Genomic DNA, 21,156 nt, shown 5'->3' with positions numbered 1-21,156 from the left:
GCGGCATGTCGTGACCCCGTCCCAGGTACGATTTTCGAGAAACTACTGCAGTGAATGCCGGTTATCGTACGACATCTTGAAAACGTATGGCGGCGCAATGAGGTAATGCCCCGCACTGGGCAATATCGTGCCTCCCCGGTTCACGCACCTGCTCCAGGATACACGCCTTCCACACCGGTGACTGTTCCCGCCGTTCCGGCCGTAGATATGTTGGCTTCCTTGGTTGTGTTACGATCAGCCGATGACCCCGGCCTTGCCCTTTCATCCCATCATCACCAATTGGTTCACGGGACGCTTCGCTTCCGCGACGGACGTGCAAATACGGGCTTGGCCGGCTATTCAATCCGGGCGTGACCTCTTGATCTCTGCCCCGACCGGGTCGGGCAAGACACTGGCGGCCTTCCTCTCCTGCATTGACAGGCTGTTTTGCCAGGCCCTGCGCTGTGATCTCCGCGACGAAACTCAGATCCTCTATGTTTCGCCGTTGAAAGCGTTGAGCAACGACGTCCAGAAAAATCTTCAGCAGCCGCTGACCGAGATCGGCCAGGCCGCGTTGGCGGCCGGGTTACTGCTGCCGGACCTGCGGGTTGTTGTACGGACCGGCGACACACCGATGACCGAGCGCCAGCAGATGCTCCGGCGACCGCCGCACATCCTGATTACGACGCCTGAATCGTTGTTCATCTTGCTTACCGCGGAGAAAAGCCGGGCAATGCTGAGGACCGTGTGCACGGTCATTGTGGATGAAATTCATGCCGTGGCGCCGAACAAGCGCGGAGCACATCTGGCCCTATCCCTGGAGCGGGCGGCGGCGCTGGCCGGTGGGGTCGTCCAGCGGATCGGTCTGTCCGCCACCCAGCGGCCGATCGGGACCGTTGCAGAGTTTTTGGTGGGGAATAGAAGCGCGTCAACCGTCAACGGTCACATGCTATGCGAAGCGGTCGGCCATCGGCCATCAGCCATCAGCGCTGTGCCGTGCACGATCATCGACGTGGGACACCGGCGCGACATGGATCTCGCCGTAGAGGTGCCCAAGGACGAACTGGGTGCCGTCGCCACCAATGCAATTTGGAGCGACGTGTACGACCGAGTGGCCTCCCTGGTCGAGGCGCATCGCTCCACACTCGTATTTGTGAATACCCGCCGCCTGGCGGAGAGGGTTTCCCACTATCTGCAAGAACGGCTGCGGCATCTGGGGGAAGATGTTGTGGCGGCGCACCACGGCAGTTTGTCGCGCGAGATTCGTTTGTCGGCGGAGGATCGCCTGAAGACAGGGGCTGTCCGGGTGGTGGTGGCCACGGCGTCATTGGAACTCGGCATCGATGTCGGAACTGTTGACCTCGTGTGCCAGATCGGCTCGCCCCGTTCCATCGCGACCTGTCTACAACGCATCGGTCGGGCCGGCCATTGGGTCCACGCAATCCCCAAAGGGCGACTCTTCGCCACGACACGCGATGAGCTGATTGAATGTGCCGCGTTGATCCGGGCGATCAGAACTGGGGTGCTGGACCGTATCGAGGTACCGCCGGCGCCATTGGACGTCTTGGCCCAACAGATCGTGGCGGCGGCTGCGACGCAGTCCTGGGATGAGACGGAGTTGTTTGAGCTCTGCCGACGGGCCATGCCCTATCGCGATCTTACCCGCGCCTCGTTCGATGCGGTGGTACACATGTTGGCCGAGGGGTTCGTCACCAGCCGTGGCCGGGGACGAGCCTATCTCCACCATGATCGCATCAACCATCGCATCAGAGGACGTCGGGGGGCGAGATTGACGGCCATCACCTCCGGCGGCGCCATTCCCGATACGGCCAACTATGTCGTGATTGCCGAGCCGGACGGCACGGTAGTCGGGTCGGTGGATGAGGACTTCGCGGTTGAAAGCCTGGCCGGGGACATCATTCTGCTGGGCAATACGTCCTGGCGCATCAAAGGGGTCGAAACCGGCAAGATGCGTGTCGAGGATGCGCAGGGGGCACCTCCGACGATTCCCTTTTGGCGTGGAGAGGCTCCGGCGAGAACGGCGGATCTCTCCTCGGAGGTGGCGACGCTGCGGGACGAGATCGATCAGCGCCTGGGCGCCACCCCATCCACTGCGGCCTTCTTCACGCCGCCGGTGCAATGGCTGAAGCAGGAATGCGGGCTGGATCAACGCGGGGCACAGCAGGCGGTCGAATACATTCTGGCGGGGAAGGCGGTGCTCGGAACAGTCCCGACCCAACAGACCATCGTCGCGGAGCGCTTCTTTGACGAGAGCGGCGGTATGCAATTGGTCATCCATGCCCCGTTCGGCGGACGAGTCAATCGCGCCTGGGGCCTGGCCTTGCGAAAACGGTTTTGTGTGACGTTCGACTTTGAATTGCAGGCCGCTGCCACGGACGAAGGCATTGTGCTGTCGTTGGGGGAGAAACACAGTTTTCCACTCGACACCGTGTTCGCGTTCCTCAGTCCCGGGACCTTGCGGGAGGTGTTGACGCAAGCGGTCTTGCAGGCTCCCATGTTCATGACGCGCTGGCGCTGGAATGCCTCGCGTGCTCTGGCCCTGCTCCGATGTGTCGGCGGCAAGCGGGTTCCGCCGCAGATTCAACGCATGCGTGCCGAAGATCTCCTCGCGGCGGTCTTTCCGGACGCGATTGCTTGCCAGGATAATTTTCAAGGCGAACGCACGATCCGGCAAATTCCCGACCATCCCCTGGCCCAGGAAACCATCCGTGATTGTCTGACTGAGGCGATGGATGTGGACGGCTTGATTGCGGTATTGGAACGAATCGAGAGCGGCGCGATTGCCTGTCGGGCTGTCGATACGCCCTTGCCTTCCGTCTTTTGCCACGAAATTCTCAATGCCAATCCCTATGCGTTTCTCGACGACGCGCCGCTGGAGGAACGCCGGGCGAGGGCGGTGGACATGCGACGCACGCTGCCGCCGGAATTGGCTGGTGAGATGGGCGCCTTGGATCAGACGGCCATCGATCAGGTCATCGACGAATCGTGGCCGGTGGTGCGCGATGCGGAAGAATTTCATGACGCGCTGTTGTCTCTCGGATGGGTGCCTTGTGAATCTATGCCCGGCTGGGATCTGCTCGTGCCCACCCTGTCGGCTGCGGGTCGCCTGGTGACGTTGTGGCAGGGAGGCACCAAAGTGGGGTGGCTGGCTGCGGAGTGTCGACACTACGGACGGCAGCTGTTTTCTGACGCCCGGATCGAGCCCTCTTCCGCCTCGAATGAGGACACAGACGTGGTCGAGCGCGACGAAGTGCTGACCCGCGTCGTGTTGGGATGGATGGAAAGTATCGGGCCGACGACCGCGGGAGCTTTGGCCGCTCGTCTGCACCTGGCGACGCAGGATGTGTATGGGGCGATGTTGCGATTGGAAGCGCAGGGCCATGTCCTCCGTGGCCGATTTTCGCTGCACGCCTCACGAACGACGAGTGACGTTGTTGAGTGGTGCCATCGGCGTCTCCTTGCGCGCATCCATCGTCTCACCATCGGCCGGCTGCGCAAGGAGATCGAGCCGGTCTCGGCCGCCGAGTTCATGCGGTTCCTGTTTCAATGGCAGCGGGCCGCGCCCGGTGCGCGCCTACATGGAGAAGCAGGGTTGCTGGAAGTGGTGAAGCAGCTGGGTGGATTCGAGGCGGCGGCGTCGGCCTGGGAAAGCCAAATCCTGCGCGTCCGGATGGCCAAATACCAGCCGGAATGGCTGGATCGACTGTGCCTGAGCGGGGCGCTGATGTGGGGACGCGTAACTCCCCATCCGCGGCTGATGCAGGAATTGGCGGCGGTGCCTGGGCGTCGGGTCGTTCCCACGCGCGTGGCGCCGGTGGGGCTGTTTGCGAGGGAAGATGCGCCGGTCTTGCTCGCCTCGACAGGAGAAGCGTTGGCCCGGTTTGATCTCTCGGCCAGACTGAGTTCGCCGGCACAGGCGATTCGTCGTTGCCTGCAGGATCGTGGCGCCAGTTTTTTCAGCGAGCTGCTGCATGGAACCAGGTTGTTGGCCTCGGAGGTGGAAGACGGGTTGTGGGAGTTGGTGGCAGCCGGGCTCGTCACGGCCGATGGGTTTGACAATCTGCGCGCCCTCATCGATCCCAAGCGGCGGCGGGCGGAGGCGTCCGATCGCAGCCGTCGGCCACGCCATGTCGGCGGCCGTTGGTCTCTGTTGAGACCAACCGCTATTTCATCGGATCCGCGCACGGCAGCAGAGGCTTCCGAGCGTGTGGCGAGGCAGCTGCTGCAGCGCTACGGAGTGGTGTTCCGGGACCTGCTGGCGCGTGAGTCGATCGTGTCTTCCTGGCGCGATCTGCTGGTGTGTTATCGGCGGCTCGAATTCACCGGGGAAATTCGTGGCGGCCGGTTTGTGAGCGGGTTTACGGGAGAGCAGTTTGCGTTGCCGTCGGCATTGGAATCCCTGCGAGCGATGAAAAAACGCCCGGGCAGCGCACATCAACAGGAGATCAAGCTCTCGGCCGCCGATCCGCTGAATCTTGCGGGTGTGATATTGCCTGGTCCTCGAATTGCCGCAGTGCCGTCAAATTTCGTGGTGTTTCGCGACGGGCTGGTGGTCCGCACCGTGACCGGGCGTGATACGCACGATCGGCAGGAGTCGCCGACATTGGAAGTCGCTCGACGGGACGTTCGCTCCTGATCAGACCAGCGGCGCCGGGATCGCAAGCACCGGGCAGCGCGCTCCGCGCAGCACGCGTTCCGTCGTGCTGCCGCGCAACATGTCCAGCACGCTATCCTGTCCCTTCGTTGCCATGACGATCACATCCACATCGAACTCGGCGCCTGCTGCCAGAACCCATTCCACAGGATCGCCTTGCCCGAACAGCTGGTTCCAGGACCAGTCAGGCTTGTCCGGAAGCACCAGTGCAGTCGGGTCCGGTTCCTGTCCGGCATGAACCAATGTCAGCGTCACCGGTGACACGTTCAATTGAGAGACCAGCGCGGTCGCCGCATCGATAGCCGGTTGAGACGGCGGGGTGAGAGAGATCGGTAACAGGAGTCGGTTGAGCGAAGTGTTCCCGGTCTCCCTGTCAACAAAACCCTGGACATGCGACGGGACGAACAAGGTCTTCACATGCATGTGTCGCGAGACCGGTTCAGCCAGCGAGTGATGCACCCACCGGGCGAACCCTTCGTGTTGATGCGTGGCCAAGACCATGAGATCGGTGGGGGCGGCCGTCAGGTGATGGATGATCGCTTGTTTGGCGTCTGAGGCCAGGGCGCGCACCTTTCGGATGTGCAAACCAAGCCTCGTGACGTCGCCCTTCGCACTGGATTCCGGCAGCAGCCCCCATTTAGCCAGCGTCGGGCGAACGCGGGGAAAGTCCTCGAATCCCTCAGGCGAGACCTCGGGATCCACGTGCATGATCGTGAGTTCGGCTCGGTACGCCAGGGCCAGCTTGAGGGCGTGGGCGAATGCCACCTGACTGTCTTCTGAAAAATCCGTGGGGTGGAAGATACGGTGAATCACAAGCGACGTGCGAGGCGCATGCATGTTGATGTCGAACTCCGGTGAGGTGCGGTGCAATCTTTTGCGACGGCTCGTTCGATGGTCAGCGTGCCGACGCCTGGAGGTCTGTCACAAGGTCGGTGGCCGAGGGACTCGCCGATCGACTCCATCGGCTGAATACCTCTTGCGCGGTCGGCTGAAAGGTCTGTCCATCAAATGTGGCGGTGAGCTGGCGGAGCGAAGCCAGGTACTCGCCTTGTCCGCGCGCGGCATCAGTTTCGAGATTCTCCGCGTTATACGCGGTGAAGGCGGTCACCTTGTGTTCGGGCTTCAGCATGCCGTCCTCGTTCCACCAGATGCGTCCGGAGGTCGTGCCGGTGATATTGGAGGTGGTATCCGTGGTTTCCTTGAAGGTGGCCTTGAAGGAGCAGGCCGAAAGCAGAACGAGGAACAATCCGCCGAATGCCGCGATCATCGAACGATAGCCGGTGGTCATGGGTGAACCCTCCTGGTTGTCTCCATGCAACGCTCCATGCGCATGGCGCCAGACTATACCATAGTCATTGAGAAAATCAGCCGGGAAGAGTCGTGCCGTTGCGGTGCCGACAGGAGGGAGCGGTTGACAATGCCTGAAGGCATGAGCACAATCGCCGGGTCCTTGGTGGGGCACGAATTCGGGCGAGGCGTCCTGGTGGATCTCGGTGAGCCCAGGAGCAGACGCACCCCGGCATGACAAGGAGGTTTGGGGATGAAGACAGGCGTGGGGATGTATGTGATTGCGGGGGTGATTTGCGCGGCACCGGCAGTGGGGGCGGAGTCGGTGCCTCTGAAGCCGGGGGAGTATCAGGTGACGGCTGTTACGGAAAGCAGTAACGGCGAGGCAGGCAAACCGGACACTCGTAGCCGCTGTCTGAAGGAAGAGCACCTTGCCGATCCCGACGCGGTCTTTAACTACTATGCCCTCAACGGCTTCAAGCCCAATCCGGCAAATAAAGTGATGAATGTCTCCATGCACGGTGGGAATGTCAGTTATGAGATCGAGGGGGTCTATGCGATCACCCGCGTGGAAGGCACGGTCTCGAACACGAGCTTTTCCGTCGTTCGGAAGGCGACGCCGAAGGGGGACAAGGCGCTCTCCGTGACGATGAAGGTCGACGGAAAGCGAACGGGTGACTGTGCCTCAAAGTAACCTCCCGATTCCTATCTTGCGAGCACAATTCGCTTCCGCTGGCTGAAGGAGGCCGGTAGTTCCGGCCTCCGGTGCCGCCTCGCCTATAACCCTCAGTTGCCCCACAACCGTTGATACCACTTCTTCTTGCCTTCGATGGGCCCCCGTGACGCGAGGTGCATCTCCTGGCGGATGTCCTCGATATTCCACCCCGTCAGCGACGCCAGTGTTTGGGCCTCGCGCTCATATCGTTCAGGTAACTGTCGGCGGTAGGTGACGGCTGCCGCACAGGAATCCGTGCCGGCCCAGGCATGGCGAAGGATGTAGCGTGCCTGGAAGTTGGCACGATCCGCCGTTTCCTGGAACATCAGATCTTCAGGGAAATGCGCGGCATCGTATCGGACATGCAGCCGAGTGAGAAACACCTGCTGGCCTTGCTGGAACGCCCCTCTCCTGCCGCGCCCCTGAGGCTCCTGCCAAAATACGCCCAGACTACGCAGCTCTTCCGCCGACAGCGGGTTGGCGGCGCAGGGATCGCACCAGTTCATGTCCCAGGCATATTCCAGGAACAGACCTCGTTCATGCTCCCGCTTGACCTGTTGCGCGAACAGGTCACGGTAAAAAACGCCGAACCTGTCCTTCACGTACAGCGGCACTTCCTGGGCCTCAGGGGGACGCACGGTCCGGTAGTTCGTCGTCTCCACCCGTCCTTGTTGAGTCAGTAGATAGATGAACAATTCCTGCGCGCCGTCGGCATTCACGGTACCGAGCCGGATGGGCAACATGAACTTCGGCGATTCGAAGGCAATCTGCAACGGCCGGAGGTGCGTCAGTCCCAGTTTCGCCTGCTCACCGAGATTCACCTTGGCTACGAAAAATTTCATGCCTTGTGTGAGATAGCTGTGCAGAACCGGGGAGGCGCCGTTGGGAATCTTGTAGTCATGCTCGGTCAGCCAGGTTTCGAGCCCGGCACTTTCCTTGGCCGAGAGGATGAGGATGTCATATTCGCCGACGGTATATTGTGCCTCGATGGTAATGCCCAGGGCCTTGTCGCGCGTCCTGGGTGAGGCGGCTGCCGGCGCCACGTTTTTCATGGCATCCATGCTCCGGCGTTCCATTAATTCCTCACGCAGGCAGGGGTTCTCGTCGAAGTATTCCACGAGCCGCGGGGCCGAGTAGTCGGCGAGATGTGCGAGTACTGCGGCATCACTCACATGGATCTGTTCTTTCTCCAGGATCGTCGGGACCGGAACGACCAGCGCGAACTCCTTCGTGTCACCCGTGAAGTCGTTCGCCATCGTGATCACCGTCTTGTCGTCGTGCCGCGCGATGGCCACCTCCGACGCCTTGTTGAACAACTTCGTGTCGACCTTACCGACATAGAACCCGCAGAAGGCCGAGGCCTCACCGCTCCAGAGGACGAGTCCGGCGGTCAATATCAGAACAGGAAGCAGCCAACGTTTCATGAGAACCTCCTTGGTCGTGGGATGGGTAATGAATTCAGCATCGGAAGCAGGGTGGGGGGCGGTCTGTCGTCGGGCGAGGGGCAAGGCCAGTTATACCGCCGGCCCGGCAGCCAGGTGTCGATCAGCGGAACCAACGGCGCACAGACGATGAGTCCCCACAGCGGAGCAGTCGGACGAAACAGGCCGAATTGGACGTAGCAGGCGGTGAGGGCGACGCAGAGCGCATAGGTGATCCGTCCCGTGCGGGAATCCGGCGTGGTCTTCGGGTCGGAGATCATGAAGAAGGCAAAAATCAGGAGCGCGCCGCTTTCGAGTTGATGTAGCGGAATTGTCAACGGATCGCCGATCCAGAGGGCGCGTGCGACCAAGAGGCCGCTGTAGAACAACAGAAACGCCAACGTCACATCGGCTCGCGCTGCACCGGTGACGACCAGGCTTCCGAGGCAGGCAATGAAAAAGCCGAACCAGGCGACGTGGCCCCATTGGCCCGGCGAGATCCACCCGAATCCGGTCGCCAGCACGACGGCCAGCGCGAGGGCGGTGGGGTTGAAGACGTGCTTGTGACCCCAGCGAATAAGGAACTTGCTGCTGATAGCCAGCACCGCCGCCGCGGCCGATACGGCAAGGTCATTCGTGCGGAGGAGCAGGCAGAGTGAGAGCGACGAGATGAGGGCGCTCTTGGGATCGAATGTCGGGAGACCGACGAGGCGCGTTGCGGCGTACTGCACCAGCAGAGCGGTCCCGATGGTGACCACGATGTGTGGGAAGGAGACCTCGAACTGCAGCCAGACGAGCCCGTACGTCAGGAGCGTCCCGAGGCTGACGATCTGATACAGGCGGGGATCGCGCCGATTGATTAAGAAGCCTGGTTTGGACATGCCGTGAATCTGCTCCATGATGCCTCCCTTCACAGGAGGATATGGTGCGAGAAGACAAATCCTTTCAGGCGGGGAAATGAGCAAGGCGGGGAGCTATACTCTTTGCTCGCGGAACGCGCGGCTTCAGAAAGCCCTCGTTCGACGCGCGCAGTAGAGCACAGCTCCCCGCCTCGCTGAAATGAGGTAATGAGGGTGGGTTTAAGAAATCGTGAGGTGACCTGTGACATGATAGGCTCGCCGGCGTGCGCCAACGTGACGCTCGTTCTTCCTCGCGTCGCGCACCTCGCGGAACGGCCGGCTTGAGACAGCTCTCGTTCGACGTGCGCAATAGAGCAGAGACCCCCGGCTCGCTGAATTGAGAGAGCATCGGTTAGATTGGGGGGCGATGTTCGGTCAATGCTTGCAGAAACGAGCCACCTCGCCGAGGCCGTCAGCAGGAATGGCCGGAAGTCGGCATTGATGAGCGGAACGCATCCTGCTCCCTCTTCGCGGCCTAGTGTTGACTTCAGCAGCTAGGGACATCCCCCATTGAACAGCAGATAGCTCATGCGTAACATTGAGAGGACAATGGAGACGGTGCGAGATGCCAATGCGTCGTGTTTGGTTCGTGGTGCTCTTCGTCATGGGACTCGGAGGTTGCTCGCTGGAGCAAGAGTTGTCCCGAACGCCGCGAACGGCGGTGGAACAGGTGCTGCTGACGCAGGCGCTGACCCATGCGCTCAAGAATCTCACCCTTCAACTGCCAGGCGGCGTCAACGTGGAAGTGGATGCGACCGGGTTGGAAAGCGACCGATCCCGGCTTCGCATGACGAACTCGGACCTGGGTTCGTTGAACAGTCCGGCCCGCGATATCCTCTACATTCGAGACTTGGTCGCGGCGGAATTGGGGCGTCGAGGATATCTGGTGCGGGCGCGTGACACGGAATCGCCGTACCTTGTGCGCGTGATGGCCGAGTCATTCGGCACGATGCAGGGCATTACCTTTTTCGGCATGCCGCCGGTGCAGAGTGTGCTGATTCCCTTTGCGCTGCCGGAACTGACGCTCTACAAACAGCAGAATCAGAGCGGGTATGCGCGGCTGCACCTGGACATCTATGACAATCGCACCGGTGAATTTCTCGGGTCGTCCGCCACACTGGTGGGCCGTACGTTTTACAATCAGTACACGCTGCTATTCTTTCTCACCTGGAATCGGACCGATATCGACGCACCGCCGTGAGGGTGCCGCCCGCGCTGATCACCTGCCATCTTGTCCACGGTACAGGCGGGATTCTGCCCTCCCTGCCCGGTCTCCGGTATACTCACGCCCATGCTCGAATTGCTGATTGTGTTGGGAAGTCTGGTACTGATCGGGTTGACCGGCCTGCTGACGGTCGTGGTGACGCCGCCCCTCATGGTGGAGTTTGGGATCTGGGTCCTGGCCGCCGGCCTGTTGATGGGCATTCCGGCCGGCTGGTGGTATCACGTCATACTGTATCGGACGCTGGCTGCCAGGATGTCCCTGCCTTCGCTGTGGTGGCGGAAGCCGGTGGACCTGCATTCTCTCCTGACGCCGAGCGAGTATCGCCGGATGCGACCGTGGTTCGTCGGCGGGGCCGTGGGGTTTGTGTTGTGTGTCATCGGGGGGATGGCGGCGATTGCCGGGATGTTGGTGTTGCGGTTCTCTTCCTGATCTGAAGGTGCGGCAGCGGCGCCCGTTATCGGCTCACGGGAATGTCGACGGCGATTTGAGCAGCGGGTGACGCGTCAGAATTCATCACATACGTCGCAAACTCCCGGGCTCCGGTGGTTCCGTCGGGGGAGACGGTCTCGATCAGCAGATTGCCGGAAAACCGGTCGAGCATGCCGACCTCTTGCATTGTGAGCGGGCCGAAGGGCTTCGGTGAAAACCGGAGGACGAGATCGAGCAAGCCGCTCTCTGCCGGGGGAGGCATGGGAATCTCGACCCGTGTCCTCGCGACGGCCTTCAGCGAAATTTTCCCGGTTTCCTGCGGGGGCCACCAGAGTCTGGTCCCGGCCGATCCGAGATTCTGCAGGAGTTGCAGATATCCGTCATGGGTGGTCTCCACCAGTAACCGCACGGGCCCTGTACTTCTGGAGGCAGTCGCGGCACTGACCTCCTGATTCTGTCCGTCGCTTCCTCGAATCACAAAGCTGTAGCGCAACCCCAACAATGTCACCGATGCGGCGGCGCCTGTGTTCCCTTCCGTCCTCGTTCCGGCTCCTGTGGATGGAGAGACGCCTCCGAAGTAGAGCGCCCGGGCGCTGTTGACGGGCGCCGGGGCAGCAGCTCCGGATAAAGCGGAGGGGGCAGGCTTGAGCATGGGTGCCGCGGCCGGGGCAGGTGGGCGCGGTGTCTCCGTCACGCGTGCGCGGTCTTCCGAGACGCGTGCGTGCTCGGCGGGTTGGCTCGATTCTCCCGCGGGAGCTTGATCGGTCGCATCGGTGCGTGGTCGTGCGGCTCGTGTTTCGCGGCTCGCCGCCTGCTTGGCGCGTTGGCTCTGAGGCGTGCCGTTCGCGTTGGCGTTCGTCGCCGGCTCTGACGCCAATGGCGCCGGCGGTGGGGCGCTTGATGGTGAGGAGCTCATGGCTGAGGGGGACACCGGCTCCTCGGTGACGACCGAGCGGGTGTGGCGATCGAGACCTTCTTGAAAGATCCTCGTGCCGAAGGTGAGGGCGATGAGCGCGACCGCGAGACCTCCGGTCACGGCCAGTCCGGCCGGTTTTCGAAACCAGGCCCACCAGGGGCTGGTCTGTTCAGCCGCCTGCGTAACCGGTTGCTGTAACGCTTCGAGCAGTCGGCGACGCACGGCCGGATCCGCGAGCAATTCTTTCAGCGCTTGTTCATCGGCCAGGGCATCGAACAGTCGCTGGTCTTGCAGGGCCGCTGCATAGAGACGCTGTTGTTCGTCTGGCGTCAGCGTGTCTGCCGCAAAGCCACCCAACAGGTGTTCTAGCTCGTGTTCAGACATAGTTGGTCGTTGTTCCTGGCACGTCGATCATGAAGCGCAGCACGACTCGCTCAGCACTCAGTCACGTGCCACACTTATTCCCACGTTCCGCCCATGAGACTCAACAACTGTTTCCGACAGCGGAGATCCCACGTGTAAATGGTGTTGATGGAAGTCTGGCCCATGATTTTCCGGATCTCGGGGAAGCTGTGTCCTTCCAATTTCCATCTGAAGAGGTCCCGGCAGCGCCCTCCCAGTTGACCGACGGCGGCCAAGAGCCGATCCACACGTTGCTTTTGATCCAGTTGTGTGGCCGGATCATCGCCGGGATCCGCCAGTGGGAGATCTTCGATCGCGTCCTGATGATACTCGCCACGCCGCAACGATTTGCGGTGGGCATCCAACATCTGAAACCGGAGGATCTGAAACGCCAGCGGGACCAGTTCGGTCAGGTCTGTGACCCGTGCATATTTTTCGTGCAGCAGGACCAGGACCTCTTGGGTGAGGTCTTCGGCGAGATCCCTCGAGACACGTGATGTCGCGAAGGCCAGAATCCTTTCGCGCAAGCTGGTCAACATGAGGTCTCGCTGCATGGCCAATCTGGTCATCCTCGAAGCGACGTCGATGCGGGTGGCAGGAGGTCGCCGAATGAACGAAACCCCAGTTTCAGGCCCCGGCAGACTTCCACCTGCCGATCGAAGCGGTTCGTGGTCTTGATGATCCTGCGTAACGTACCGAGTGTCACGCGGCCCCAGGCTGCCGCATGGAAGACGGACAGCGGATAATCCGTGCCGAAGAGCAGGCGTTCGTGCAACTCCGGGTATCGTCTCAAGTGCAACAGCATCCGCATCCGGTTCGGGAGCGTGAGGGCGGAAATATCCGCATGGAAACGGGGGTATCGTTGCACAAGATCGCGCAGCGTCGGCAGGAACTTTTCGTACAGGATCAGGCCGTAGCTGCAGGCATGGGCGGCAATGACGGTGGCGCCCTCATCCAACGCCAGACGCAGGCGGTCTGGGTCGCCCACGGATTGGTCCTTGCCCATCAAGCTGAACTCGTAGCCGACATGGCTCAGAAATGGCAGCTTGCGTTCAGCCAGTGCGCGATAAAAAGCGGTGTATCGACGGTTCGCCGGATCGAATTGTTTCGCGTTGGGGAGCACCTTCACCAGGACGGCTCCTGCATCCGCGCAACGGTGCACCTCGTCGATGGCGTCGCGCCGTTGCGGATTGATCGACACCCCGGCCAGCAATAAGTCTGGATGGGCTCGAGCGGTGTTTAACACATAGTCATTGCCGATAAGAAAATCGGTATGGGCCTGGTTGAGCCGGCCATTGTGATCATAGACGCCGTCCATGGCCAACAGCACGGCTTTCCCTACATGGCGTGACGCCCGCAATTCGCTCACGAGATCGGCGAGATATTTGTGATTCGCCTCGCGCGGCTTGTCCGGCGAGAGGTTGTGCTTCCAGAGCAGGAACCGGAACAGCGGACTGCGGAGCGTCTTGGGGGAGATGTAGCACCCGTTGTCGCCGTCCGGGAGCGCTGCAAGATGCACATGGCAATCGATGAGCGTCTTTGTGGCCGGGTTCGTCATAGCGTTGGCGGCAGTCCAGTGTCCGTCTGTCGCACCGGACGTGTCACGAAGAACGTTTCATGGTTCACGCTTCCCCAGCCGTTCCATCGCGATCCGTTTCAGCGCCCGAAGATCCAGCTTGCCGGTTCCCAGGATCGGAAGTGACTCGACTTTGAGGCAATGGGTATGCGAGGGGAGAAAGAGGTTCGGAAGGCCGGCAGCGGCAGCCTTCGCCAGGATCTGCGGAATCCTTTCTTCCGGGAGTGTGTGCAGGACGGCCAACTGTTCACCCTTCCGCTCATCCGGAACGCCGGTGACGGCACAGACTTGCATCTCCTCTCCTGACGCCAACTGGAGGGCCTCCTCCACACGTCGATGCGGGACCATTTCACCGCCGATCTTGGAAAACCGCGACAACCGATCCGTGATGGTCAGGAATCCATCGTCGTCGAGCGTGGCGATGTCACCGGTAATATACCATCCGTCGCGGATCGCCTGGGCGGTCAAGTCTTCCCGGCCGAGGTAGCCGTTCATCACATTCGGTCCCTTCACGAGCAACATGCCGGCTGTGCCGGGTGGGAGCAGGGCAAAGCTGTCGGGATCGACGATGCGAACGGATACACCGGGAAGCGGTTGCCCGACCGTCCCGCGCCGGGAGGCCGGCTGGAAAAACCCGGCCGCGCGGAAGTCCGGGCAATTGACCGCGATCACGGGAGCACATTCGGTCACGCCATACCCCTCAATCGGCCCGATGCCGAACCGGTCCAGGAAGGATTGGCAGAGGCGCAGGGGGAGTTTTTCAGCCCCGGTGAGGACGACCCGTAATGTGCTGAACTGCTCAGGGGTGCAGCGACGCTGATAGAGCTGCAGAAACGTCGGCGTGCACACGAGAAACGTCAGACGGTGTTTGGCGCAGAGCTCGCCGATGGCCGTCACATCGAGCGGAGAGGGATGGAAGACGGTGGCCGCTCCATTGAGCGTGACATACCAGAACACCAGATAGCCGAACGAATGAAACAGCGGGAGGACGCCAAGGATGCGGTCGTGCCGATCCAACGGAAGCACCTGTGAGACTGCCTGGACGTTGGCATCGATGCTGAAATGAGTCAGCATGACGCCTTTCGGTTCTCCGGTGCTGCCGCTGCTGAAGATGATCGTGGCGAGATCGTCCATCGAGACCGGCTTGGTCTGACCGCAGGCCGATTCGATCAGCCTGAGCGGGGCCAGCAGCGCGAGGAGTGCGGCGAGGGCTTTCTGCCGCGGGCCGATGGTGGCGCCGATGTCTTCCAGCCAGATGATGGTCGGCCCCTCAGGCAGGTCGATTTTGGCTTTCTCGATAAATATGCGGCTCGTGACGATCGTGCGCAGCCGGGCTTGCCGAACGGCGGATTCCAGTCCCGCCTTGCCCACCGTGTAGTTGAGGTTGACGCAGGTCCGGCCGGCCAGCGAGGCGGCAACGGTGGTGAGCGCGCCTGCGACGGTCGGCGGCAGCAACAACCCCACATAGGGTTGATCCGTCCAGTGAACGCGGAGTGCACGTGCGAGGGCGATGGCACCGATCAGGGCTTGGAGCGAGGACACGTGCGGCTTGTTCATATCGGCCATGGCCAGCCGGAAGGGATGCCGGCGCATCGCGTGCACAAAGGCAGCGTGTAGGGGGCGCCTGGTGGGTTTCCTCAGGTGCCAGGCCGTCTCGCCGAGCTCACGCACCAGCCGGCGGAGTTCGTGCGCGGGTGTGTCGGCGCCGACCGGGGTGCCAAACGATACGGTGACCGGATAGGGCAGGCGCTCCGGCCATTTGGTCACAAAGCGCCCCCCGACAAAACTAAAAATGCTGCCCCACACCCGATCCAGGTGTACCGGCACGACGGGCACGTCACGCCCCTTCACAATGCGCTCGAAACCGCGGCGGAACGGCAAGAGATTTCCGGTGCGGGTGATCTGGCCTTCCGGAAAAATGCAGACGAGATCGCCGGCATCGAGCGCCTGGCCCGCGTCCCGCAGGGCGCGCAGGATGACCCGAGGACCGCCGTCGGACGCGATCGGAATCACCTGCAAGGCCTTCATGAAGGGCTTGAAGAGCGGGTGGTTGACGTATTGAGCGTCGACGACGAAGCGAATGGGGCGATCCAGGCTGGCGATCAGCAGAAAGCCGTCGATAAAAGAAATGTGGTTAGGCACGAGTAAGGCGCCGCCGGTGACGGGTACATGCGACGGCCCGACAATGCGGAGTCGGTAGAGGGTGTGCGTCAACAGGACGAGGATCAGACGCAAGAAGGTGTCGGGCATGAGCCACATGGCCCAGGCCGTTCCGATTGTGGTGCCGAGCGCGGTCGCCAGGAAAATGCCGACGGTCGAGAGGCCTGCGTTGGCAAGGATGCCGCCGCTCAGCGAGCCCAGGAGAATGCCGGTGAAGACACAAATATTTTCCAGGGCGATGACCGACCCTCGCCGGTCGTGCGGTGCGCGCCATTGCACCAGCGCGTTGATGGGGATGAAGATCAATGCACTCGAGATGCCCAAGGCCATCATCAACAGGAGGGTGCCGCTGAATGCCGGAGTGGCCCACCCAAGCACCAACAGGAAGGTCGCGACGCCGGCTGCGCCCAGCGGAACCAGACCGTATTCCACGCGGGAGCGGGAGAGTCGACTGACCAGGAGAGCGCCCAGCCCGATACCCACGGAGATCAACGCCGAGGGAACGGTCGCCAGGGCATCCGACAGGCCCAACACCGCTTTGGCGTAGACCAACACGTTTTGGACGACCAGGCTGGCAATGGTCCAGAAAAACACCGCGCCGATAATGGCCAAGCGTAAGAGCCGATCCGCCTGCAGCGCAGAGAAGGCACCACGCAGGGTGTCGAACAGGCCGCCTGTGGCACGCGCTGCGGGAACCGGCGGAACAGTCCATGCCGCCACGAAACCGGCCAGGGCGAGCAGGGTCAAGGCGAGGGGCGCAAGCCAGGCCTGGTTGCCGGCACCCGCCAGCAGAAACCCTCCCGCCGTGGTGCCCGTCAAAATCGCCAGGAAGGTGAAGAGCTCCAGCAGGCTATTGCCGCGGGCGAGCTGTTCGTGCGGGAGCAATTCGGGAAGAATGCCGTACTTGGCGGGGCTGAAGATCGCACTATGGACTCCCATGCAAGCGAGCACCACGAGCGCCCAGTAGCCGCCGGTGGGATGAGAGAAGAGGGCAAGGGTGGCGCCGGCCATGAGCAACACTTCCACGGCTTTCATCGTGATGATGACGGTGCGCTTGCTGAGCCGATCAGCAAACCATCCGGCCACGAAGGAGGTCAGGACCAGCGGGAGGGTGAAGACCACCATCGCAAGGGTGGTTTGGGTCTGTGATGCCGTTTCAAGGTCCTGCCCTGGCGTGAGGGCTGCCGTGACCGACCGGATTCCCAGGAGGGCCACCATGAATTTCCAGGCGTTGTCGTTAAAGGCCCCGCAGAACTGCGCGAAGAGCAGCCCGCGCAACGGGTGTGTAGTTCGTTGTGAGGGATCCGGCTGCGGGTCGATAGGGGCCTCCCGTATCTAGCTGGTGAATGGTGGCGTTGCCTGTGCGCTTCAGTCTGCCGAAACGGCCGGAATGATGCAATTCCTGATCATAAAGACGGATCAGGGGCGTCCACCGGCAATCCTTCGAGGGCCATGATGCGGAGGGCGTTCGTCGTCGGGCAGGGACCTGGTTTGAGCCGATAGTCAAACTGCAAGGTACCCTGGGCGACCGTTTCCTGAAAGTGCACATTGGTGACGGTGGGGAGTTGTCGCTCCAATTCTGACAGTTCCAGGTCGTGTGTCGTCACCAGGCCGAAGCCGTTTCCCCCTGCGAGTGCCGTGATGAGGGCGCGCCCGCCGATCAGCCGCTCCCGGTTATTGGTGCCTTTGAAGACCTCATCGATCAACCAGAGCACCGGGGGAGCCTGTTCGTTCCGCGTGTCGTCCAGAATCATCTTCAGGCGTTTGACCTCGGCATAAAAAAACGAGAGGCCGCCGTCGAGCGAGTCATCCACGCGGATGCAGCTGCCGATGCGGACCGGCAACCACCTGAACGATGTGGCGCACACCGGGCCTCCCGCCTGTGCCAGGCAGGTGTTGATGCCGATGGTGCGGAGAAACGTGCTCTTCCCGGACATGTTGGAGCCGGTCACCAGAAAGATACAGCCCCGGCCTGTGAAGCGGATGTCATTGGCGACACGCAGGGTCGATGGAATCAGTGGGTGCGCCAGGCCCTCGGCAGCGAGCATCGGCACGTCACCGCCTCGTCGTCCATCCGCGCCCGGTTCGAGCAAGGTCGGCCAGAGATATTCCGGATGGAGATGGGCGAAGGTGGCGAGGGAGGATGCCGCATCCAATTCGGCCAGCAATTCGAACCAACCGGGGGCAATGGTGGCGATCCGGTCCTGCAGTTGCTGGAGCCGATAGGTGTGGTAGAGGTCCCAGGGACCGAAGGCATTGATGAGGTAATGCACGAGCGGGTGGGCTCGCACGCTGAGGCGGTTCATGACGGAGGCCGCCTGCTTCAGCGAGCGCGATGGACGGCTCTGCTGCTCCAGGATCGGCCGGCAAAGCTGTGCCAGGTGGGGGGTGAGCCGGTAGGATCGCCGCTCCAGATAGCCGAGCACCGCGCTGAGCCGCTCTAATTGAAGATGCAGTGATTGGGCATGGTCGAAAATTTCCTCCGACCGGCTACGCACCGAGAGGAAGAGAAATGCGTACAGTCCGAACGACAGCATCCAATAGTTGCCGAGTCCGTACAGCAGGTCCGCGAACAGCAGCACGCCCGTCGTGAGGGTCAGTGCGGTCTCGGTCAGTAACATGGGGATAAGCCCGGAGTCGTCGACCCGCTTCTGTAGCACGGCCAGGAGCCGGCGGCCGTCGATATCCGCGTCCTCCACGGCTTGCGCCTCCAGGGTCAACCGGTCGCGGAGAAGCGTCAGGGGGGTCAGTTCGCGGATGAGGGTTTGGCGGCTCCGCCATGGCGCGGTGGGAGGCGGTTGGTCCAGAAGCCATGATGCGAGGCGCTGTCGGCCTTGTGATGAAATCGTGTTGTCGATCAGATGGAGGAGAGAATGCGGGCCTGCGAGGTCGAGGTCCCTGGCATATCCATGCCGTTCCGGTACCGTGATGGGACGAAGCGGAATCTCTGACCAGGTCAGGTGCAACCGGGCGAGATGGACCTGTTTGATCCCCTGCCAGCGGTGGAGTCGATGCAAGCGGTCTTCGAGCCTGTTATGATACCAGGCCACCGTCAGGAACAGGGCGACGCTGAACGCCAGCGCCATGTTGCCGGAGGTCGTCCATCCCATTTTATGCGGTATGATCGAGCCGAACAGCCCAAAGGCGAAAATGGCCAGGCGTCCGGTGGTGAATCGCGCGCTGATGCGTCGACCCTTGGCCTCCAGCCGCGCGACGCGACGGAGCCCGCGCAGCAGGCTTGCTTCGCGGGTGGGGCAGGATCGTGTGTGTGAGGCTGAAACCGGCTGCACAATAATGCAGACGATACTGGGAGTCTGAGATGGCGTCAACCTCCAAGACAGATCATGTTTCGACGGACCACGCCGCTTCGGGCCACACGCAGGACTGGGTGCAAGTCGATGTACGGACCTCGATCGATGCCGGTGAACTCCTGGGGCTGTTAAACGATCCTGCCGTCACCGGTGCCTGGCAGGAAGACGAACAGGTGCATCTCTACTGGCCGGGGCATCGCTGCGGGCCGGATACGTGGCAGGGGCTCAAGCTGGCGTTGGCGCAACTTGGGCATGCGGACCCGGAGCGTGCCATCACCATTAATCGGCTGCCGAATGAGGATTGGAATGCCCAGTGGTCGCGTTTGGTGGAACCGATCAGGATCGGGCGGGTGATCATCAGGCCGAGCTGGAAGGAGGTCCCGCTGCACGATCATGACATCGAGCTGGTCATCGATCCCAAGCAGGCGTTCGGAACGGGCCATCACGCGACGACGCACCTCTTGATCGAGTGGCTCCAGCAATGTGTGACGCCGACCGACCGGGTGTTGGATGTGGGAACCGGCAGTGGCGTGCTGGCGATGGTGGCATTGCGGCTTGGGGCTGTAACGGCGGTGGGGGAAGATTTTGACCCGGTAGCCATCGACTGCGCCCGCGACTATGCAGAGACGAACGGATTCGATGGGCGATTGACGCTCATTGTGCGTGATGCACAGGCAGGGCCGGAACAGGACCGGTTCGAGCCTACTCTGGTGCTGGCGAATTTGGATCGGCAGACGTTGCTGCTGGCTGCGGACACCTTGTGTCAGTATGCCTCCGGCGGCGCGCGATTGTTGCTGTCGGGCCTGCTGGTCGAGCAGCGGGCCGAGATTGAAGCCGCGTATGCCGCGCGCGGGGTCTATGTGAAGGCGGTGCGGGAACGTGAGGGGTGGCTCGCGTTGGAGGCGACAGGGATGGAATCGTGTGAGGGGGGACTGTGCTCCTGACATCATGGTGACGCGCGCATCTCTTCCGCACATCCATCAGGTGAGCCTGTCCGATGGCGGTGTGCCAAAGTTGGCCGTCACTACGGCGCTGGTTACCGTTCATGGATTAGCCGGTGACCGTCAACGGAACCGGAAGTATCACGGCGGGGCTGATCGGGCGGTCTGTCTCTATTCTCTGGAGGTGATAGAGGCCTTACGGGAAGAAGGCCATTCGATCGGGCCCGGTTCTTCCGGAGAGAACTTGACCGTAGCGGGACTCGAGTGGTCGCAGGTGAAACCGGGAGCCCGACTCACGATCGGTGGAACGGTGCAAGTGGAGGTCATGAGTTATACGACTCCCTGCCGACTCAACGGACAGTGGTTCAAGGATGGAGACTATAGGCGGATTGCCCAGGATCTGTATCCGGGGTGGAGTCGACTGTATGCGCGAGTGCTGCGCGAGGGGACGGTCAGTCAGGGGGACGCGGTCCTTGTGGAGTGGCTGGATGGAGAGTGAACGGCCAGGATAATCCGGTCGGCATGGAGTATGACATGAAGCGGACGTTGGAACCGGAGCTGATGGAAGATGTTGCGCAGGCCCGTGCCTACGCGCGGGCGGATTTTGCCGAGGAGAATCAGGGGTTCGTCGATCGTTTTCGCGGCTATTTCCCTGATTGGCACTCGGGCCATGTGGTGGATCTGGGCTGCGGGCCCGGCGATATTCCCATCCGCTTCCTTCGCGCCTACCCCGAGGCGCGGGTCACGGCGGTGGATGCCAGTCGTCCCATGCTTGATCTGGCGGCTGAGGCGATTGCCGGAGCCGGGTTGGCGAATCACATCACGCTTCGGTGCGAACGCTTTCAATCGTTGGTGTTGTCGGAGCAGGCCGATGTCCTCCTGTCAAATAGCCTTCTGCACCATGTCCCGAATCCGTTGCAGTTCTGGTTCCGCCTCAAACAGTTGGCGAAGCCCGGCGCCTGCATCCTGGTGATGGATTTACTGCGGCCAGACTCGCCGGAAACGGCCCAGGCGTTGGTGGAGCAGTATGCGCCCAAGGAAGATCCCATTCTCAAGCGGGACTTCTATCATTCCTTGCTGGCAGCGTTTACCGAGGATGAGGTCGCGGCGCAGTTGGCGGAAATGAATCTCTCCCGGCTACTCATCGATGTTCCTGACGACCGACACTGGGTCGTCGGGGGCACCATACTCTGACGAAGGTGCCTAGTTCTGCTCACGAT

The 21,156-nt window shown here is 61.8% G+C and carries 16 protein-coding genes; 7 read left to right on the top strand and 9 right to left on the bottom strand.

Going from position 1 to position 21,156, the window contains the following annotated elements; genetic code table 11:
* The first annotated feature begins 241 nt into the window (after positions 1-241).
* The gene (locus tag KJA79_RS00620; RefSeq protein ID WP_213040074.1) at positions 242-4,636 is read left to right on the top strand and encodes a DEAD/DEAH box helicase; all 4,395 of its coding nucleotides are present in this window, start codon (positions 242-244) and stop codon (positions 4,634-4,636) included.
* On the opposite strand, the gene KJA79_RS00615 is transcribed toward KJA79_RS00620, so the two are convergent.
* Together KJA79_RS00615 and KJA79_RS00610 are read right to left on the bottom strand one after the other, a co-directional pair.
* Positions 4,637-5,491, bottom strand: a complete 855-nt coding sequence (locus tag KJA79_RS00615; RefSeq protein WP_213040073.1) for a universal stress protein — start codon at positions 5,489-5,491, stop codon at positions 4,637-4,639. It abuts the gene before it with no gap.
* A gap of 58 nt (positions 5,492-5,549) precedes the next feature.
* Positions 5,550-5,942 (bottom strand): DUF3015 family protein, encoded by a 393-nt coding sequence (locus KJA79_RS00610; RefSeq protein WP_213040072.1) that lies wholly within the window; start codon positions 5,940-5,942, stop codon positions 5,550-5,552.
* A 252-nt stretch (positions 5,943-6,194) separates the two neighbouring features.
* Between KJA79_RS00610 and KJA79_RS00605 the strand changes: the two genes are divergently transcribed.
* On the top strand, positions 6,195-6,635 hold the full coding sequence (locus KJA79_RS00605) for a DUF3617 domain-containing protein (protein WP_213040071.1): 441 nt from the start codon (positions 6,195-6,197) through the stop codon (positions 6,633-6,635).
* A gap of 92 nt (positions 6,636-6,727) precedes the next feature.
* Here the strand turns inward: KJA79_RS00605 and KJA79_RS00600 are convergent, their stop codons facing one another.
* Positions 6,728-8,080: a DUF2330 domain-containing protein gene (locus tag KJA79_RS00600; protein ID WP_213040070.1), complete on the bottom strand. Its 1,353-nt coding sequence runs from the start codon at positions 8,078-8,080 to the stop codon at positions 6,728-6,730.
* Entirely contained in the window at positions 8,077-8,976 is a 900-nt protein-coding gene (locus KJA79_RS00595; RefSeq protein WP_213040069.1) for an RnfABCDGE type electron transport complex subunit D, read from the bottom strand. Before KJA79_RS00595 ends, KJA79_RS00600 begins: the two co-directional genes overlap by 4 nt.
* 565 nt (positions 8,977-9,541) lie before the next feature.
* On the opposite strand from KJA79_RS00595, the gene KJA79_RS00590 reads away from it, so the two are divergent.
* Positions 9,542-10,177 carry a hypothetical protein gene (locus KJA79_RS00590; protein WP_213040068.1) on the top strand — a complete coding sequence of 212 codons (636 nt, stop codon included), beginning with the start codon at positions 9,542-9,544 and terminating at the stop codon, positions 10,175-10,177.
* Positions 10,178-10,267: 90 nt separating this feature from the next.
* A complete protein-coding gene (locus KJA79_RS00585; RefSeq protein WP_213040067.1) occupies positions 10,268-10,630 on the top strand; it encodes a hypothetical protein in 363 nt (120 codons plus the stop codon).
* A 25-nt stretch (positions 10,631-10,655) separates the two neighbouring features.
* Here KJA79_RS00585 and KJA79_RS00580 read toward each other — a convergent pair whose 3' ends face one another.
* From KJA79_RS00580 to KJA79_RS00560, 5 genes are all read right to left on the bottom strand, one after another.
* Entirely contained in the window at positions 10,656-11,930 is a 1,275-nt protein-coding gene (locus KJA79_RS00580) for a hypothetical protein (RefSeq protein WP_213040066.1), read from the bottom strand.
* Positions 11,931-12,004: 74 nt separating this feature from the next.
* Positions 12,005-12,502 carry an RNA polymerase sigma factor gene (locus tag KJA79_RS00575; RefSeq protein ID WP_213040065.1) on the bottom strand — a complete coding sequence of 166 codons (498 nt, stop codon included), beginning with the start codon at positions 12,500-12,502 and terminating at the stop codon, positions 12,005-12,007.
* Positions 12,503-12,513: 11 nt separating this feature from the next.
* Positions 12,514-13,506: an amidohydrolase family protein gene (locus KJA79_RS00570; protein WP_213040064.1), complete on the bottom strand. Its 993-nt coding sequence runs from the start codon at positions 13,504-13,506 to the stop codon at positions 12,514-12,516.
* Between the two features lie 57 nt (positions 13,507-13,563).
* Positions 13,564-16,962, bottom strand: a complete 3,399-nt coding sequence (locus KJA79_RS00565) for an acyl-[ACP]--phospholipid O-acyltransferase (RefSeq protein ID WP_213040063.1) — start codon at positions 16,960-16,962, stop codon at positions 13,564-13,566.
* A gap of 128 nt (positions 16,963-17,090) precedes the next feature.
* Entirely contained in the window at positions 17,091-18,974 is a 1,884-nt protein-coding gene (locus tag KJA79_RS00560) for a MutS family DNA mismatch repair protein (protein WP_213040062.1), read from the bottom strand.
* Positions 18,975-19,003: 29 nt separating this feature from the next.
* Here KJA79_RS00560 and KJA79_RS00555 point away from each other — a divergent pair, with 29 nt between their 5' ends.
* From KJA79_RS00555 to KJA79_RS00545, 3 genes are read left to right on the top strand one after another with little or no spacing between them, the layout of a single operon-like run.
* Positions 19,004-19,939, top strand: a complete 936-nt coding sequence (locus KJA79_RS00555; RefSeq protein WP_213040061.1) for a 50S ribosomal protein L11 methyltransferase — start codon at positions 19,004-19,006, stop codon at positions 19,937-19,939.
* Positions 19,917-20,435: an MOSC domain-containing protein gene (locus tag KJA79_RS00550; protein WP_246507314.1), complete on the top strand. Its 519-nt coding sequence runs from the start codon at positions 19,917-19,919 to the stop codon at positions 20,433-20,435. The genes KJA79_RS00555 and KJA79_RS00550 overlap by 23 nt, the downstream gene beginning before the upstream one ends.
* A gap of 35 nt (positions 20,436-20,470) precedes the next feature.
* Positions 20,471-21,130 carry a class I SAM-dependent methyltransferase gene (locus KJA79_RS00545; protein WP_213040060.1) on the top strand — a complete coding sequence of 220 codons (660 nt, stop codon included), beginning with the start codon at positions 20,471-20,473 and terminating at the stop codon, positions 21,128-21,130.
* The last annotated feature ends 26 nt before the right edge of the window (positions 21,131-21,156 follow it).

Origin of the sequence: Nitrospira defluvii (assembly GCF_905220995.1) — a bacterium.
GTDB lineage: Bacteria > Nitrospirota > Nitrospiria > Nitrospirales > Nitrospiraceae > Nitrospira_A > Nitrospira_A defluvii_C.
The sequence above is the reverse complement of the archived record's forward strand: the minus strand, read 5'-3'. Positions and strand labels throughout refer to the sequence as shown.